A 16160-nucleotide genomic window follows, 5' to 3' on the forward strand; every position below is an offset into this window, starting at 1 on the left:
TCCGCTCAGGAGGAACTCTGGAAGTAGTGACCCTGGTCCAGATCCTCCAGCAGTCCCGGCTGGGTCGGCTGCCAGCCCAGCAGCTCGCGGGTCAGTGCGCTGGAGGCCGGGGCGTCGGCGGCCAGAAAGCGGGCCAGCCACCCGAAGTGACCGGCGGCCTCCCCGGCCGGGACCGAGACCACCGGGACGCCCAGGTGCCGCCCGATTCCCGAGGCGATGGCGCGGACCGGCACGCCCTCCTCGGCGACCCCGTGCAGGACCGACCCGGCGGGCGCGCCCTCCAGCGCCCGCCGAAAGAGGCGCGCGGCGTCGAGCCGGTGCACCGCCGGCCAGCGGTTTTCCCCGTTCCCGACGACACCGGACACACCCTTCTCGCGGGCGATGGCGACCAGTCGGGCGACGAAGTTGGGGTCCCCCTCGCCGTGCACCGTCGGCGCGAGCCGCACGACGGACGAGCGCACCCCCCGGGAGGCGAGGGCGAGGGCGGCCTCGGCGGAGGCGACGCGCGGGGAGGTCGCCGGGTCGGGCCGGTCCTGTTCGGTCGTCACCCGCCCCGCCACGGCCCCGGCCAGCCCGGAGGCGATCACCAGGGGCCGGTCCGAGGCCTCCAGCGCGGCACCGAGGATTTCGATGGCGCGCCGGTCGGTCTGTGCGGCAGCCACGGGTTGCGAGAAGTCGTGGTTGTAGGCGAGGTGGATCACACCATCCGCCTCAGTGGCGCCCGCCCGCAGGCTGTCCAGGTCATCAAGATCACCACGGTGCACCGTGACCCCGGCGGCAGCCAGGGCTTGCGCTGAAGCCTCCGAGCGCGCGAGGCCCACCACCCCGTGCCCGGCGGCGAGAAGCTCGGAAACCACGGCAGAGCCGACAAAGCCGGACGCGCCGGTCACGAAGATACGCATGGTCAGACCTCCTGTGCCCGGGATTGTGCCCGGGATGGGGCGGCCTGCGGGCCGCGAAGCAACCACCCCCGGCGGGGCATCACCACGAACGTCATGCTGGGCACCAGCACCGCCGCCGACAGCAGCGTCTGGAGGGAGAGCTTGTCTCTCGGAGGATTCATGGCGGACTCCTTGGGGTGAAAGTGGAGAGCACGACCTGGGACGAGGACGCACGTTCCCGGGCGTCCGACGGCTCGGCGCTCCTTCCCGTCCAGGCTGTCCTGATGACAGCGGCTGACATAAGGAGTCTACCCCAAATGTCAGCCGCTGTCATCACGTACACTCGGGCCATGGGTCGGTGGGGACCAGATGCGCGCGGTCGCCTGGAGGCGGCGGCGCTGGAGCTGTACACCGAGCGCGGCTACGAGCAGACCACGGTGGCCGAGATCGCCGGGCGGGCGGGGCTGACCGAGCGGACATTTTTCCGGCACTTCGCCGACAAGCGCGAGGTGCTGTTCGGGGGGTCGACCCGTCTTCAGGACCTCGTTGTCGGCGCGGTCGAACGTGCACCGGACACCCCGGCGCCCCTCGAGGCCGTCGTCAGGGGGCTGGAGGAGGCGGGCGCCTTTTTCCAGCAGAACGTCGGGCGGTTGAGGCGGCGCCAGGCAGTGATCGACGCGAACGCGGAGCTTCAGGCGCGCGAGCTGAGCAAGTTCGCGGCGCTCGCCTCGGCGCTTCGGGGCGCCCTGCTCCGGCGGGGGGTTGCCGATCCGGCAGCGGGCCTGACCGCCGAGGCCGGGATCGTGGTCTTCAAAACGGCGTTCGAGCGCTGGCTGGGTGAGACCGGCCAGCGGGACTGGTCGTCACTCCTTCGTGAGTCGCTCGACGACCTCAAAGCCGTCGTGGCCGGTGACGAGGCTCAAGCGGACCCGCCGTAGCCCAGGGGGTTGAGGGAGGCTGGCTCTGGAGCAGCGTCCTCCAACCCCCCTCAAAGTGTGCGGGGTCAGGTGGCCGTCAGGGCTTCCGCCCCTCATGACGAGGCTGTTGTCCTGATCGTGCCCACTGCCCTGTCCGGGCCGGTCATCTCGGTCCCTTCACGTTCCGGCGTCTCCAAACAGGCCCGGTGCCAGGGTCGCCGTCCTAATAACCAACGGCTGGAAGGTGGCGCCGCCGAAAGGGGTCCTGGGCGGCTGCCCGCTTGGACACGTTCAAGCGCGTGAAGTCAAGCCACTTGCACAGGTCCTCAAGGCTCCAGTCGCCTCATGGCGATGATGTTGTCCTTGATCGTGCCCGGCTGACCGTCCGGGCTGGTCGTTTCGGTCACGGCACGTTCCGGAGTTCCCAGAAAGATGAGGTCCCACCCCTTGGGGTCGAGGCCGATGGCGTCGAGGGCTTCCTGCGCGGTGGGGTACTCGACCTTCGGCTCCCGTACCCAGGAGGGCGCCGAGGCGTGCTCGATCACCAGCAGCAGACCGCCGGGCCGCACCGCGTCCGCCGCCCGCCGCAGCACCGCGTCCCGAGGAAAGGCCACGGGCGATTGCAGGTAGAGCGCGTACACCAGGTCGAATTGCCCCGCCGGAAAGCTCCTCTCCAGGTCGTGCTGCTCGAAGTGGGTGCGGGCGCTCACCCCCGCGTCGGCGGCGTGGCGGGCGGCGCGTTCCAGGGCGGTCGCCGAGATGTCCACGCCGGTGACCTGCCAGCCCTGCCCGGCCAGCCAGACGGCGCTGTTGCCCTCGCTGCACCCCAGGTCCAGGGCGGTGCCCGGCGTGAGCGGCTCCACCCACCGCGCCAGGATGGCGTTGGGGCGCCCGGTCCAGGGGCGAGGGTGGTCCTGGTACCGCTGCTCCCAGTACGCCTGGGCGGTGGTCGGGGCGGAGCAGCGGTCGCCTGTTCGCTCGTTCATCTTGGGTCCTCCAGAGGGTCAAGCGGGAGAAGGGGACGCCACGACAGGGCGACGAACGCCGCCCGAGCCGGGTCCCGAGGGGAGATTTCGCGTCGTGGTCCGAGGTCAGTCCAGGGCGACCTGCTCCAGTGCCGAGAGCGGCCCGAAGATCAGCGACTGGTGCAGCGAGGCTCCGGCAACCACCCCGTCGGCGGCCGCCATGGAGGCGTTGCCGGTGCCCGGCGTGAGATCGCCCGCCGCATAGACGCCCGGCACGCTGGTCTGTTTGCCCGCGTCCGTCTGAAGCAGCGGTCCCTGCGGCCCGTCCACGAAGGCGCACCCCAGTTGCTCGGCCAGATCGCTCGCCGGACGGATGCGGGACGCCAGAAACAGGGCGCTCAAGGGGACGAGGCGACCATCCGTCAGGCGCACGCCCTCCAGCGCGGGGGCGGTGCCCTCCAGGCCCAGGATGGGCGCGGGTTCGACCGCAATGCCACGTTCGGCGAACTTCGCCCGCGTCACGGCGTCCGGTTGCGGCTGCCCATTCAGGAAAAAGGTCACGGGACCCCAGTCCGAGATCAGGAGCGCCTGGTGGGTGGACTGGGGCATGACGCTCAGCACGCCCAGCCTTCGGCCCCGGACCTCGTAGCCGTGGCAGTACGGGCAGTGCAGCACGGTCTGCCCCCAGCGTTCGGCCACGCCGGGCAGGTCCGGGAGCAGGTCCACGACTCCGTAAGCCAGCAGCAGCTTCCGCGCGTGCAGAGTCTCACCGGACGCGAGGCTGACGGCAAAGCCCTCCGCCTCCTGCCGTGCTCCTGTTGCCAGAGCGTCCTCGAATGTCACGTTCGGGTAGGCGGCGAGATCGGCGCGGGCCTGGGCGATCATCTGGTGGGGGGCCTGCCCGTCCTGACCGAAAAAGCCGTGCGAGTGGGCGGCGAAGCGGTTGCGGGGTCTCCCGCCGTCCACGATGCAGACGGGGCGGCCACTGCGGGCGATCTGCATCGCGCCGGACAGCCCGGCGTAGCTGCCGCCGATGATCAAGGCGTCATAGCCCATGGGGGTTCTCCTGGGGAGCGCAGAGAGAGCGTTGACGGCGGGACTCGAAGTCGCTCGCCAGGGCCGCCAGCGTCAGGGTCTGAAGCCGCGCGGCGATCAAGGCCCCCGCCTGCTGCAAGGTGTCGTCCAGGGCCGCGTTGACGGCCTGTTCGATCAGGCAGGTCGGGTTCTGGGAGCGGTTGCCGATGGCAAAGAGCGTGGGGGACCCGAGCGCCCGGTACACGTCGAAGAGGGTCGTCGGGTCAGGGTCGCAGGCGAGGCGCCAGCCCCCCCCATGCCCCTTTTCGGAGGTCACGAGACCCGCGTCGCGCAGTCCGGCCATCGTGCGCCGCACGACGACTGGATTGCTGTTGAGGGCGGTGGCCAGCCGCTCGGAGGGGATGGCCCTTTGGGACTCCATCAGGTGCAGCAGCAGGTGGAGCACGCTCGAGAGGCGGCTGTCCAAACTCATGACACATGCACTGTTACATAAGGGTTCGGCACTGTCAAGACTACGCCCGCCGTCTCCGCGGCTCGCAGGCTGAACGGCTCAGGAGGTGAGGGTGCCGAGATGGTGGATCAGAACTTCGACGAGTCACCAGCCCGCCCTATCGGACGACGTGGGTTTTCCGTCCACCTCCGTTTGCGTGACGGCCGGGAAAGAAGAGACAGGCTTCCCCGGTGCCATGGAGCAAAGTGAGGGGGCACACCTGTTCAGGAACGAACGGTGTGCCCCCCGCTGGTCACGGCCCTGCCGACAGCCTCACCGCAGGTTGTTGGCCCGCGCCCAATTCAGGATCGCCGTATTGGCCGCGCTCGCCTTCTCGAAGATGGCGGCGTGGGCGGCGCCGGGGAGAATCACCAGCTTGCTCCCCGCGATGTTCTGCTGCATCTTCTGGCTGAACTCGACCGGGTAGACGGTGTCCTCCAGCCCCTCGATGATCAGCGTCGGCACCGTGATGGTCTTCAGGGTCGGGATGGAGTCGGGCCGGGTCGCCAGCACGTTCGCCCCGGCCACGTCGGCCGCCACGCTGGCCTGCTTGACGATGTCGGTCAGGAACGTCACGTCGGCCCTGCGGGTCACGCGGGTCTGTCCGGTCAGCATGTCCTTGAGGAGTTCGGGCGCCAGGGACTGCGGGCCGAACTGGGCCGCCTTCTGCGCCATGCCCTTCCAGAGGTTTTGCTCCACGAGGCTCGCCGGGTTGGCGATGGTGTCGATCAGGATCAGCCCCAGGAAGCGCTCGGGCGCGCGGCGGTACATCTCGAAGGCGATGGGACCACCCATGCTCATGCCGCCGATGATGGCCCTGGGAACGTTCAGCTGGTCCATCACCGCGAGGGCGTCCTGCGCGTAGGTCGCCAGGCTGCCGGGATCGCTGGCGGGCGCGGTGCTGCGGCCGTAGCCCCGGTGGTCGATGGTGATCACGCGGTACCCGGCGGCGGCGAGGGCGTCACGGTTGCGGGAAAACAGTTCACCGCTGAGGGGGTAGCCGTGCAGCAGGAGCATGGGGGTGCCGCTGCCCTGCGAGACGTAATGGATGCGGGCGCCGTTGACGTCAAGGTCCCCCATCTGCTGGGGAGCGGTGCTGCCCCCGGCCAGGGCGGTGCCGAGCAAGGTGGCGCTGAGGGCGGCGAGGAAAAGGGGACGGCGGGGACGGTGCGACATGGGAAACCTGCTTTCGGGAAAGGTGCGCGACCGCACCACCGGACCGCCGGACGCGACCAGGAAGCGGACTCGGTCAGTTTTCTGACTGAGCGTAGGGGGGAGTGACCGCTTCAGCGTGCGGGGCTGCTTCATGGCATCTTGACCTCAGGGGGGAAGGGATGCCGAGCAAACGGGAACAGATCGTCGCGGTGGCGCTGCGGCTCTACCGCGAAGGCGGGGTGGCAGGGACAACCCTCAAGGACGTCGCTGCGGCCGCTGGCTTGCCCGTGGGGAACCTGTACTACTACTTCCGAACGCGGGACGACCTCGTGCGGGCGGCGCTGCAAGCCTGCGAGGGGGAGCTGAGCGACCTGCTCGCCCGGCTGTCACCCCTGCCTCCCCGCGCCTGGTTCGGGGCGTACTTCGACTGGCTGCTGGCGGACCCGGCGGGCGCGGCGCGCTTCGGTTGCCCCTTCGGCACACTGGCCGGGGAACTCCGCGCCCTGGGAGATCCGGCAGCGGCGCAGGCGGCGCAGACGGTGGCGCTCTACCTGGGTGCTGTGCGCGAGCGGACGGTGGCGCTGGGCCGGCCGCTGTCAGACGCCGACGACCTGTTTCTTGCCGTGCAAGGGGCCTACACGGTAGCCCGCGCCTTGAACGACCCCGGGTTCTTCCGGCAGGGCGTAGAGCGGCTGCGGGCGGCAGCGCCCCAGCTGCGCTCCCAGGGCGACCTCGCCCCTTGACCTGCGGCCTGGCCCCTTGACCCGGTTCAGCCTGGAACCAGGGAACGCCTCTTTGAAGCCCAGCGCCAGCCTGCGGTCGAGTTGGCGAGAGAGCTGAAACGGCGCATGCTCGCGCTTCTTCAGGACTGCGCGACCCGGGAGGCGCCCGGCGCCCCGGAATACACCGTCAGCCTGATGCTCGTGCACGGCAGGGTGGAGTGGCCGAAGCGGGGTGAAGCGCTGGAGACGGGACCGTGGAGACGGGACCGGGCGTGCGGTGCGCTTCACCGCCGCTGCACGCGGCTCCTGAAACCCTGGACATGGCAATGCCGAAGAAGGCCCTTGAGCCTGAGCGGTGCAGGGAGCCGGGTGAAGGGTCATCGCGCTGCTCAGTGCGTGCTCAGGTGCCCAGCACGCCCGGCTCATGCAACTTGCCCAGCTTCCCCTGACGCCCCGTCTCTGGCAACTCGAACGAGTACCGCCCTCGACGACCCACCGGAGCCGACTGTTTGCCCTCCCGGTGGCGACGGCGTTGCTTCCCTCCCTCAACAGGGCCGACGTGCCCGCGCCCAGGTGCAGGAGAAGCCCCCCACCGAACTCGCTCAGCTCGCCCCACGTCCCGCCTTGCGCCGCAGCGGTCGCGGGGACCCGGTGGTTCCCCGCACGATCAGGCTGGCCGGGAAGTGGACGTGGGGATCGGGGGGCGCGGTCTGACGCATCAGGCCGATCAGCATCTGCGCGGCCGCCTCGCCCATCCGCTCCAGGGGCTGACGGACGGTGGTCAGGGGCGGGTCGGTCAGGGTGGCCGCGTGAATATCGTCGAAACCGACGACCGAGAGGTCGTGCGGAACGCGCACCCCCAGACGCGCGGCCGCCTTCAGCACACCGATAGCGGAGCGGTCGTTTGCGGCGAAGATGGCGCTGGGGGGCGTGGAGAGGCGCAGCAGTCGCTCGGCGGCCTGCTCTCCTCCCTCCTCGGTAAAGGCCCCGTCTTGCAGGTACGCGGCGGGCACGGCCAGCCCCGCGCCGCGCAGGGCGTCGTGGAAGCCCTGGAGCCGCTGACCCGCGTCGCCGCGCAGGTCGCTGATCAACCCCCGGACGTGGGCGATGCGCCGGTGACCCAGATCGATCAGGTGCTGCGCCGCCAGGCGGCCCCCCGCCTGGTTGTCCGTCTCGACCGTGTAGGGGCCGGGGCCGCCCAGCGTGACGACCGGCACGGCGTTCTGAAAGACCTGGTGCTCCCCGGCGCTGGGAATCACCAGCAGCACCCCGTCGGCCAGCGTGCGGAGCAGCTGCGCCCGCTCACGCCCGATGCGGGCATCGTCCGCCGTCGTGAAGATCGCCAGGTCGAATCCGGCCGCCTCGGCGGCGGCGCTGGCGCTCTGGATGATCTCCGTGACGTAAGGCCAGTTCAACCGGGGAACGATCACCCCGATGATGTTCATGCGCCCGCCCGCCAGCACGCGCGCCGCCGGGTTCACCACGTAACCGGTTTCCTCGATCGCCCGGCGCACCCGCTGCCGCGTTTCCCCGGACATGGCCGCTTTGTTGTTGATCACGTTGGAAACGGTCATCTTCGAGACGCCCGCCACCCGCGCGACGTCCGCCAGCGTGACGGTTGAGATCGGTGGGGCCACAGGTTCTCCTCTTTCCATGCTTTTGCTCAAACCCAGATTTACCGCTAAAGTATAGCGGCCGTTCAGGGCTGTCAAGGCGGACGATCCGGAGGCAGCGAGCGGACCAGTACCTGGCGTCCCTCATGCAGCTCCCAGCGGGCCGCGTGCAGGTCGGCCTTCCAGCCAGGGGCCGCCTCCCCGCGTCCTCCAACCGCCCGGCGCGGTTGACAAATCTTACGACCAGGCTTACTTTATCGGTAAATAAAAGCTGATGGGGAACGGGGGGGGTGATCTCTCAGGCAACCGAACGAGGCTTCACCGGGGCTGTGCGGCGTGAGCCAGCGCAGGACTCTGGTGCAAGGCACCCAGGTCGGGGAGATGGCCCCGCTCCGGCGCCCGGACCGGCCATCGGCGCAGGAAGTTCTTCGGCAGGCTGACGAGGGAGCAACGAGGATGAAAAGAAATGCGGAACAGGCGCGGCCGGACCTCCTCCAGACGGCGGGTGCGTCCCTTTGCGGGGGCGAGGCCCTGCCGGGGAGAGCCAGGCGATCTGCCCTGCTGTCGACCAGTCTGGCCCTGATCCTCAGCGCTTGCGGTGGACCGCAGACGCCCGGACCCACGGCAGAGGGTGGGCCGCTGGCTTCCCAGGCCAGGCCCCCGGCGGGTTCCCGTGACCTGGGAATGAACGTGACCGTCTTCGATCCCAGCATGCCGATCAGCCAGATTCAGGCCGCGCTCGACGCGGCGCACGCGCGGCAGGTGGACAACGAGATGGGCCGCGAGCGGTACGCCTTTCTCTTCAAGCCGGGCACCTACGGCACCGCCACCCAGCCGCTTCAGATCAAGGTCGGCTACTACACCGAAGTTTCCGGGCTGGGCGCGTCCCCCGGTGACGTGATCATCAACGGCAAGGTCGAGGTCTACAACCGCTGCCTGGGGGACGGCGGCACCAGCAACTGCATCGCCCTGAACAACTTCTGGCGCACGGCGTCCAACCTGACCATCGACATCAACGCGCTGGGCCAGGACGGTTGCCGCGCCTCGGCCAACTTCTGGGCGGTGTCGCAGGCAACCTCGCTGCGCCGGGTGGAGGTGCGTGGCGGCAACCTGTCGCTGATGGACTACTGCACCGCCGGGCCGCAGTTCGCCAGCGGAGGCTTTCTGGCCGACAGCAAGCTGCCCTTCGTCATCAACGGCTCGCAGCAGCAGTGGCTGACACGCAACAGCGAGATCGGCGAATGGTCGAACGGCGTGTGGAACCAGGTGTTCGCCGGAGTCGAGGGCGCTCCGGGCGAGGCGGGATTTCCCACGCCGCCCTACACCACGCTGGACACCACGCCGCTCAGCCGTGAGAAGCCGTACCTGTTCGTCGACGCCCGGGGCAGCTATCAGGTGCGTGTGCCTTCTGCCCGGAGGCACACCCGGGGCCTTTCCTGGAACGGCGGCGAGACGCCGGGCCGCACCCTGCCGCTCAGCGAGTTCTTCGTCGCCAGGCCGTCGGACTCCGCGCAGGTCATCAATGCCCAGCTGGCCCGGGGGATGAATCTGCTGCTCACGCCCGGCATCTACGACATCGCCCAGAGCCTCTCGGTCAAGCGCGCGGGGACGGTGGTGCTGGGCCTCGGCCACGCGACGCTGACCGCCGTGGGAGGCCAGGCGGCGCTGGAGGTCGCGGACGTGCCCGGCGTCGTGATCGCGGGCGTGACCATCGACGCGGGGCCGGTGCTGTCGCCGGTGCTGTCGCCGGTGCTGCTGCGGGTGGGCAAGAAGAACGGCAACAACGGCGTCCGCAAGAACGATCCGGCCAACCCGACCACGCTGAGCGACGTGTATTTCCGGGTGGGCGGACCGCACATCGGCAAGGCGGACATCAGCCTGGAGGTCAACAGCGACAACGTGCTGATCGACCACACCTGGGTCTGGCGGGCCGACCACGGCACCGAGGGGTTTTCCGGGGACACCGAGCGCTGGAACACCAATATCGGGCGCAACGGCGCCGTCATCAACGGCGACAACGTGACGGCCACCGGCCTGTTCGTCGAGCACTTCCAGCAGTACAACACCATCTGGAACGGCGAGAACGGCACGGTGATCCTGTACCAGAACGAGCTGCCCTACGATCCACCCACCCAGGCCGACTGGATGAACGGCGGCGTGGAAGGCTGGGCCGGATACAGGGTCGGGGCCGACGTGAAGACCCACCAGCTCTACGGCGGCGGCGTCTACGTCTTTAACCAGAACAACCCGGCGATCCACACCGAGAACGGCTTCGAGGTTCCCCGGACGCCCGGTGTGAGGCTCCACCACATCATGACCGTGAACCTGGGCGCGGGCACCATCGACCACGTGGTCAATGGCGTGGGCGGTCCGGCCGACACCACCAGGACCGGCCTGCCCGTCTACGTCACCGATTACCCCGCGCCCTGACTCGGGAAAAGGGGTGAGCGCAGGTTTGTTGGGGTAGGGGACGCGGTGGGCAGCGGTCGGCGGCGCCGTGTGGTTGCCGTACCGCTGCCCACCGAGCTGGCGTGACCGCGCTGTGGGTCAGGCAGGAGACGGCGGCCTTTGCTCTGCGTCCCCCCACGAGCCGGAAGGGCGTCAGGAACGTGCGGGCGCGGCAGCACCTCCCCGCAGGCTGGCGATCAGCAGGTCGAGGGCGAGGTCGAACGTCGCGTCGTCGCCCTCGGCGGGCACCGGGAGGTCCGGAAGGGTCCGGTAGCGCGCCCGCTGCCGCGCGGCGGCGGCCACCCGCGCGCGGTACGTGTCGCCCTGGAACGTGCCGCCGAGTTCGGCGCGCAGGTAGCCGATCAGGAACGTGAGCAGCAGTTGCCCGGTGGGCAAGACGAGCGCGTCGGGAAGCCCGGAGCGGCGCAGCAGGGTGTAAAAGGCGTCGAGGGCGTCGAGTTCACGCGCCGTGGGGGCGTGCGGTCCCAGGAAGCCGGTGAGGAAGCTGGGGTGACGCCGCGCCAGGCGGCGAAAGCTCTGCGCGAAGCGGCGCAGCTGCTCCTCCCAGGTGCCGCCGCTGTCCTCGGGCAGGTCGAGGTCGTCGAGGATGCTGAGGTAGACGGCATGCAGCAGCTCGTCCTTGGTGGCGTAGTAGTGGTACACCGCCTTGGAACTCACCCCCAGCACGGCGGCGAGTTTGCGGGTGCTCAGGGCGTCGGCGCCGTCCTGGTCGATCATCCGCAGCGCCGCCGTGGTGATGCGGTCAGGGGTCAGCAGGGGCTGGTCGGCGGGAGGTCTGGGCATGGTGGCCCCTTGATTTTACTACGCACCGGGAAGTAGAGTGCCGTGGCTACGCAGTGGGAAGTTCATCTCCCACCCCCGTGGCCCTCTTTCAGCCGGTAACTACTCACTGCGTAAATACCTTCCCCTCTCCTCCACCCCCTTCGGAGTCGCCATGACGCACACCCTCGCGCCCATCCCCGTCCCTCCCCGGCATCCCCAGTACGGCCACCTGCATTACCTCGCGGGGGACGCCCCCGTGCTGAACTTCGCCCAGCTTGCCGGGCAGTTTCCCGAGGGCCTCTTTCAGCTTGATCTCCAGGGCCGGACCTTCATCCAGGCCTACGACCCGGACCTGGTGGCCGAGCTGACCGACGAGCGGCGCTTCCAGAAGCGCATCCACCCCAGCTACACGAACGTCCGCCACCTCGGCGGCGACGGCCTCTTTACTGCCGACAGCGACGAGGCCAACTGGGGCAAGGCGCACCGCATCCTGCTTCCGGCCTTCTCGCAGCGGGCGATGAAGGGGTACTTCGGGCAGATGTTGGAGGTCGCGCAGAACCTCGTGGGCAAGTGGGAGCGCACCGTGGGGCAGGACCTGCGGGTGGCCGACGACATGACGCGGCTGACCCTCGACACCATCTCGTTGTCGGGCTTCGACTACCGCTTCCGCTCCTTCGAGGGAGACGAGCTGCACCCCTTCCTGCAAGCCCTGGCGCGGGCGATGCAGCACACCATGGCCATGAACAGCCGCCCGCCGGTCCTCACCCCCGAGATGGAGGAGGCCGACCGGGCGTACTGGGCCGACATCGCCGCCATGAACGACCTGGTGGACGAGGTGATCCGGGGGCGCCGGGAGCACGGCGGGGGCGGGCAGGATCTCCTTGGGCTGATGCTGAACGCCACCGACCCGGAGACCGGCGAAAGGCTCAGCGACGAGAACATCCGCTACCAGGTCATGACCTTCCTGATCGCCGGGCACGAGACGACGAGCGGGCTGCTGGCCTTCACCCTCTACCTGCTGCTGCGCCACCCGCACGTGCTCGCCCAGGCGTATGCGGAGGTGGACCGCCTGCTGCCCGGGGACGCCGTGCCCACCTACGACACGGTGATGAAGCTCGACGTGATCCCGCGCATCCTCGACGAGGCGCTGCGCTTCTGGAGCACCATCCCCAACTACGCGGTCACCGCCCTGCGCGACGAGGTGATCGGCGGCCGGTACGAGATCAAGGCAGGGCAGCAGGTCGCCCTCCTGATCCCCGCCCTGCACCGCCACCCGGGGGCCTGGAAAAACCCCGACGAGTTCGACATCGACCGCTGGACCCCGGAAAACCGGCGCACCCACCACCCCGCCGCCTACAAGCCCTTCGGCAACGGGATGCGGGCGTGCATCGGGCGCCAGTTCGCCCTGACGGAAGCCAAGCTCGCCCTGCTGCTGATCCTCCAGCGGTTCGCGCTGACCGACCCCTACGACTACCGCCTCAAGGTCAAGCAAAGCCTGACCATCAAGCCCGAGGACTTCGTGATCCGGGTCCGCGAGCGCCGGCCCCACGAGCGCTTCAGCGCGGCGCTGCCCGTGGTCGAGGAAGCCCAGCCGGACCTCGGGAGTGTGAGCGTCGCAGGAACGGGCGTCGCCCTCACCGTCGCCTACGGGTCGAACCTGGGCACGACCGAGGACCTCGCCAGCCGCGTCGCCGACTACGCCACCCGCGCGGGCTTCCAGACCAGACTGACCACCCTCGACGACCTCGTGGACAACGTGCCCCGCGAGGGGTTGCTGTTCGTCACGACGGCCACCTACAACGGGGCGGCGCCGGACAACGCCGCGCGCTTCGACGCCTGGACGCAGGAGGGCGGGCTGGCCGAGGGGAGCCTGGCGGGGGTGCAGTTCGCGCTGCTGGGCGCCGGGAACACCCAGTGGGCGACCTATCAGGCCTTTCCCAAGCGGGTGGAGGAAGCGCTCCTGAAGGCGGGCGCCCAGCCCTTCGTCGCGCGCGGCGAGGCGGACGCCAACGGCGACTTCGACGGCATGGTAAACGCCTGGCTGGGGACCCTGCTGCACCAGGTCTCCGGGGCGTTCGGCACGGCGGCCCAGGAACCGGACGGCCCCCGCTACGAACTCGACCTGCTGACCGAGGCCGACGTGCGCCCGGCCGTGGTGTCCGAGCGGGCGTACGGCCTGAAGGTGGTCGCCAGCGAGGAACTCGTCAGGGACGCGGCCGGGCTGTGGGACTTCGGGCAGGAGCCGCCGCGCCCCTCGACCAAGGCGATCACCTTCGAGCTGCCGGAAGGGGTCACCTACGACACGGGCGACCACATCGCCGTCTTCGCCAAGAACGGGCCGCGACTGGTGGAGTGGGCGGCGGGCCAGCTGCGGCTGAAGCCTTCTCAGGTCGTGCGGCTGCGCCAGAACGGCACCCGCCGGTCCCACCTGCCGCTGAACACGCCCGTCACGGTGGAGGTGCTGCTCTCCGAGTTCGTGGAACTTCAGGACGTGGCGACGCGCGCCCACATCGAGACCCTGCTCGCTCATACCGGGTGCCCCTGGACGACCCGGCAACTCGGGGCCTACCTGGAGGACGCCGCGAGGTACGGGGCGGAGGTTCGCCAACCCAATCTCTCGGTGCTGGGGCTGCTCGACCGCTTCCCCGCCGTGGAACTGCCCCTCGGGGTCTTCCTGGAGCTGTGCCCGCCGATCCGGCCCCGCTTCTACTCCATCTCGTCGTCGCCGCTCGTGGCGCCGCGCACGCCCAGCCTCACGGTGGGGCTGCTGGAAGCGCCCTCGTGGGCGGGGGCCGGGCCGTTCCGGGGCCTCGCCAGCGCGTATCTGAACCGGGTGCAGCCGGGCGACACCGTCTTCGGGTACGTCCGCAAGCCCAACCCGCCCTTCCGGCCCCCGCTGGACCCGCGGACGCCCATGATCCTCGTCGGACCCGGCACCGGCATCGCTCCCCTGCGCGGCTTCGTGGAGGAGCGGGCGGCGCAGCAGGCGGCGGGCCAGACGGTCGGCCCCTGCAAGGTGTTCACAGGCTGCCGTCACCCCGAACACGACTTTTTCTACCAGGAGGACTTCGGGGCGTGGCAGCGGCAGGGCGTCGCGGAAGTCCACACAGCCTACTCCGCCGTGGTGGGCTACCCGTACCGCTTCGTGCAGGACGCCATCGAGGGGGACCGGGAGGGCGTCTGGGCGCTGATCGAGGCGGGCGCGAACCTCTACGTCTGCGGCGACGGGGTGCGGATGGCCCCCGCCGTGCGGCAGACCTTCGCCCGCCTCTACCAGGAGAAGACGGGCGCCCGCGCCGAGGAGGCCGACGCCTGGCTCGCCGCCCTGGTGCAAGAAGGCCGCTACCAGCAGGACGTGTTCGGCGCCAGCAAGTAGCGGTGGGGGAAGGGGGGGGTTGGTGGGGGAAGGGGGGGTTTCTTCTCCCCTCCCCTTTCCGGGAGAACGCGGCCCGGCTCCAGGATGGGGGAGGCCTTCCCCTGAGGGGGCTGGGCACGGCCACCCGCGCGGTCTCCAGGCCGCTCCCGATGCGGCACACTGCCGGAATGACCCGGCTGATCGTGCATGTGGACATGGACGCCTTTTACGCCTCCATCGAGATTCGCGATCAGCCGGAGCTGGCGGACCGGCCGGTCGCCGTGATCGCCACCGCCCGCAGGGGCGCGGTGATGACCGCCAACTATGTGGCCCGGCGCTCTGGCGTGCGCAGCGCCATGCCGGTGCATCTCGCCCTGAACCGCTGCCCTGGCCTGGTCCTGATCCCGCAACGCCTGGAGGCCTACCGCGCGGTCTCGGCCCAGCTTCAGGAGGTGTTCGCCCGCTACGCCGACCTGGTCGAACCGCTGGCCCTCGACGAGGCCTACCTCGACGTCACGCGGGAAGGCCGGACCCTCGCGGACGCGGAGGGGATGGCCCGGGCCATCCAGGCCGACATCCTGACCGAGACGCGCCTGACCTCCTCCGCCGGGGTGTCGGTCAACAAGTTCCTTGCCAAGCTCGCCAGCGGGTTGCACAAGCCCGCTGGGCTGACCGTGATCCGGCCCGGCGAGGTGGACGCGCTGCTGGCCGACCTGCCGATCGAGGACTTTTACGGGGTCGGCCCCGTGACAGCGGGCAAGCTGCGCGCCCGGGGCATCCGGACAGGCGCAGGGTTGCGGGCGCAGTCCCTGGCCGACCTCGGCGCCGTGCTGGGGGCGGGCAAACTGGCCCCGCGCCTCTACGGCCTGGCGCGGGGCGTGGACGAGCGGCCGGTGGAGGCGCAGCGGGAACCCCAGACCATCGGGGTGGAACGGACCTTCGAGCAGAACCTGAGGGCGCGGGAGGCGCTGCTGGGGGAGCTGCCGGGAATCGCGCAGGAGGTGGCCGCCCGGCTTGCCCGGCGGGGATACGTGGGGCGGACGGTGGTGCTCAAGTTGCGGTATGCCGACTGGCGGCCGGTGACGCGCCGCCGGACCTGGACCCAGCCGCTGGGAACCGCCGAGGAGCTGGCCGAGGCCGCAGCGGGACTGCTGACGCCGGACCTGGGCGTGGAACAGGGGGTGCGGCTGCTGGGGGTCAGTGTGGTCAACCTCCGCAGGGCGCAGCGGCCCTGACCGCCGCCTTCCGAGCGGTCTGGGTGCCCGTGGGCGCTGGAGAGACCGCCACCGCTCAGCGCAGGGCTTTTTTGGCACACTCGGCACATGCTGCTCGTCGTCCACGCTGCGCTGACCTGGGGGCTGGTCGGGTTGATCCTCACCGTTCAGCTCGTCCACTACCCGCTGTTCTCCCGTGTCGGGACAGCCGGATACGCCGCCTACCAGCAGGCGCACGTCACGCGCGTCACCTGGCTGGCCGCGCCCCTGATGCTCGCCGAACTCGCCACAGGCGCCGCCCTGGTGGTGGGTCCGCCGCCTTTCGTGCCCGCCGCGTCCGCCGGGCTGGGGCTGGCGCTGATCGCCCTGATCTGGCTCTCGACGGCCCTGGTCCAGTCTCCCGCCCACCACCGTCTGGCCGCAGGGTTTGATGCTGCCTGGCACGCGCGGCTGGTCACGACGAACTGGGGGCGGACCCTGCTGTGGCTGACGCGCGGCGTGCTGGTGGGCTGGTGGCTGCTGCTGGCGGGAGAAGCCCCCCGTTGAGGGGCTGGGTTCCCGCAGCACTCTGGCTCAGACTGT

14 protein-coding genes are annotated in these 16160 nt (G+C 70.1%); 6 read left to right on the plus strand and 8 right to left on the minus strand.

The window, feature by feature from the left end:
* Positions 1-5: 5 nt before the first annotated feature.
* Both HNQ09_RS10695 and HNQ09_RS10700 read right to left on the minus strand, forming a co-directional pair.
* Positions 6-902, minus strand: a complete 897-nt coding sequence (locus HNQ09_RS10695) for an SDR family oxidoreductase (RefSeq protein ID WP_184028948.1) — start codon at positions 900-902, stop codon at positions 6-8.
* 2 nt (positions 903-904) lie between these two features.
* Positions 905-1063, minus strand: coding sequence for a hypothetical protein (locus HNQ09_RS10700; protein ID WP_184028951.1), 159 nt, complete (start codon positions 1061-1063; stop codon positions 905-907).
* 168 nt (positions 1064-1231) lie between these two features.
* On the opposite strand from HNQ09_RS10700, the gene HNQ09_RS10705 reads away from it, so the two are divergent.
* Positions 1232-1819, plus strand: a complete 588-nt coding sequence (locus HNQ09_RS10705) for a TetR/AcrR family transcriptional regulator (protein WP_184028954.1) — start codon at positions 1232-1234, stop codon at positions 1817-1819.
* Between the two features lie 305 nt (positions 1820-2124).
* On the opposite strand, the gene HNQ09_RS10710 is transcribed toward HNQ09_RS10705, so the two are convergent.
* The 4 genes from HNQ09_RS10710 to HNQ09_RS10725 all read right to left on the minus strand — a co-directional run bounded on the left by HNQ09_RS10710 (position 2125) and on the right by HNQ09_RS10725 (position 5464).
* A complete protein-coding gene (locus HNQ09_RS10710) occupies positions 2125-2784 on the minus strand; it encodes a class I SAM-dependent methyltransferase (RefSeq protein ID WP_184028957.1) in 660 nt (219 codons plus the stop codon).
* Between the two features lie 105 nt (positions 2785-2889).
* Positions 2890-3819 (minus strand): NAD(P)/FAD-dependent oxidoreductase, encoded by a 930-nt coding sequence (locus tag HNQ09_RS10715; RefSeq protein ID WP_184028961.1) that lies wholly within the window; start codon positions 3817-3819, stop codon positions 2890-2892.
* Positions 3809-4270 carry an Rrf2 family transcriptional regulator gene (locus HNQ09_RS10720; RefSeq protein ID WP_184028964.1) on the minus strand — a complete coding sequence of 154 codons (462 nt, stop codon included), beginning with the start codon at positions 4268-4270 and terminating at the stop codon, positions 3809-3811. Before HNQ09_RS10720 ends, HNQ09_RS10715 begins: the two co-directional genes overlap by 11 nt.
* Positions 4271-4561: 291 nt before the next feature.
* The gene (locus HNQ09_RS10725) at positions 4562-5464 is read right to left on the minus strand and encodes an alpha/beta fold hydrolase (protein WP_184028967.1); all 903 of its coding nucleotides are present in this window, start codon (positions 5462-5464) and stop codon (positions 4562-4564) included.
* 158 nt (positions 5465-5622) lie between these two features.
* Between HNQ09_RS10725 and HNQ09_RS10730 the strand changes: the two genes are divergently transcribed.
* A complete protein-coding gene (locus tag HNQ09_RS10730) occupies positions 5623-6186 on the plus strand; it encodes a TetR/AcrR family transcriptional regulator (protein WP_184028970.1) in 564 nt (187 codons plus the stop codon).
* A gap of 581 nt (positions 6187-6767) precedes the next feature.
* On the opposite strand, the gene HNQ09_RS10735 is transcribed toward HNQ09_RS10730, so the two are convergent.
* On the minus strand, positions 6768-7802 hold the full coding sequence (locus tag HNQ09_RS10735; protein ID WP_343057740.1) for a LacI family DNA-binding transcriptional regulator: 1035 nt from the start codon (positions 7800-7802) through the stop codon (positions 6768-6770).
* 660 nt (positions 7803-8462) lie between these two features.
* Between HNQ09_RS10735 and HNQ09_RS10740 the strand changes: the two genes are divergently transcribed.
* Entirely contained in the window at positions 8463-10208 is a 1746-nt protein-coding gene (locus HNQ09_RS10740; RefSeq protein ID WP_425485875.1) for a glycosyl hydrolase family 28-related protein, read from the plus strand.
* 171 nt (positions 10209-10379) lie between these two features.
* Here the strand turns inward: HNQ09_RS10740 and HNQ09_RS10745 are convergent, their stop codons facing one another.
* Positions 10380-11030: a TetR/AcrR family transcriptional regulator gene (locus HNQ09_RS10745; RefSeq protein WP_184028976.1), complete on the minus strand. Its 651-nt coding sequence runs from the start codon at positions 11028-11030 to the stop codon at positions 10380-10382.
* Between the two features lie 151 nt (positions 11031-11181).
* On the opposite strand from HNQ09_RS10745, the gene HNQ09_RS10750 reads away from it, so the two are divergent.
* From HNQ09_RS10750 to HNQ09_RS10760, 3 genes are all read left to right on the plus strand, one after another.
* The gene (locus HNQ09_RS10750) at positions 11182-14385 is read left to right on the plus strand and encodes a bifunctional cytochrome P450/NADPH--P450 reductase (protein WP_184028992.1); all 3204 of its coding nucleotides are present in this window, start codon (positions 11182-11184) and stop codon (positions 14383-14385) included.
* A 167-nt stretch (positions 14386-14552) separates the two neighbouring features.
* Entirely contained in the window at positions 14553-15599 is a 1047-nt protein-coding gene (dinB, locus tag HNQ09_RS10755; RefSeq protein ID WP_184028994.1) for a DNA polymerase IV, read from the plus strand.
* A gap of 87 nt (positions 15600-15686) precedes the next feature.
* Positions 15687-16124, plus strand: a complete 438-nt coding sequence (locus tag HNQ09_RS10760) for a hypothetical protein (protein ID WP_184028996.1) — start codon at positions 15687-15689, stop codon at positions 16122-16124.
* Positions 16125-16160 lie beyond the last annotated feature (36 nt).

The sequence above is a fragment of the Deinococcus budaensis genome, from assembly GCF_014201885.1.
GTDB classification, from domain to species: domain Bacteria; phylum Deinococcota; class Deinococci; order Deinococcales; family Deinococcaceae; genus Deinococcus; species Deinococcus budaensis.

Bases quoted from the DNA above. Each gene is read 5' to 3' on its own strand.
- HNQ09_RS10695 (WP_184028948.1), bottom strand. From the start codon at position 902: ATGCGTATCTTCGTGACCGGCGCGTCCGGCTTTGTCGGCTCTGCCGTG.
- HNQ09_RS10700 (WP_184028951.1), bottom strand. From the start codon at position 1,063: ATGAATCCTCCGAGAGACAAGCTCTCCCTCCAGACGCTGCTGTCGGCG.
- HNQ09_RS10705 (WP_184028954.1), top strand. From the start codon at position 1,232: ATGGGTCGGTGGGGACCAGATGCGCGCGGTCGCCTGGAGGCGGCGGCG.
- HNQ09_RS10710 (WP_184028957.1), bottom strand. From the start codon at position 2,784: ATGAACGAGCGAACAGGCGACCGCTGCTCCGCCCCGACCACCGCCCAG.
- HNQ09_RS10715 (WP_184028961.1), bottom strand. From the start codon at position 3,819: ATGGGCTATGACGCCTTGATCATCGGCGGCAGCTACGCCGGGCTGTCC.
- HNQ09_RS10720 (WP_184028964.1), bottom strand. From the start codon at position 4,270: ATGAGTTTGGACAGCCGCCTCTCGAGCGTGCTCCACCTGCTGCTGCAC.
- HNQ09_RS10725 (WP_184028967.1), bottom strand. From the start codon at position 5,464: ATGTCGCACCGTCCCCGCCGTCCCCTTTTCCTCGCCGCCCTCAGCGCC.
- HNQ09_RS10730 (WP_184028970.1), top strand. From the start codon at position 5,623: ATGCCGAGCAAACGGGAACAGATCGTCGCGGTGGCGCTGCGGCTCTAC.
- HNQ09_RS10740 (WP_425485875.1), top strand. From the start codon at position 8,463: ATGAACGTGACCGTCTTCGATCCCAGCATGCCGATCAGCCAGATTCAG.
- HNQ09_RS10745 (WP_184028976.1), bottom strand. From the start codon at position 11,030: ATGCCCAGACCTCCCGCCGACCAGCCCCTGCTGACCCCTGACCGCATC.
- HNQ09_RS10750 (WP_184028992.1), top strand. From the start codon at position 11,182: ATGACGCACACCCTCGCGCCCATCCCCGTCCCTCCCCGGCATCCCCAG.
- dinB (WP_184028994.1), top strand. From the start codon at position 14,553: ATGACCCGGCTGATCGTGCATGTGGACATGGACGCCTTTTACGCCTCC.
- HNQ09_RS10760 (WP_184028996.1), top strand. From the start codon at position 15,687: ATGCTGCTCGTCGTCCACGCTGCGCTGACCTGGGGGCTGGTCGGGTTG.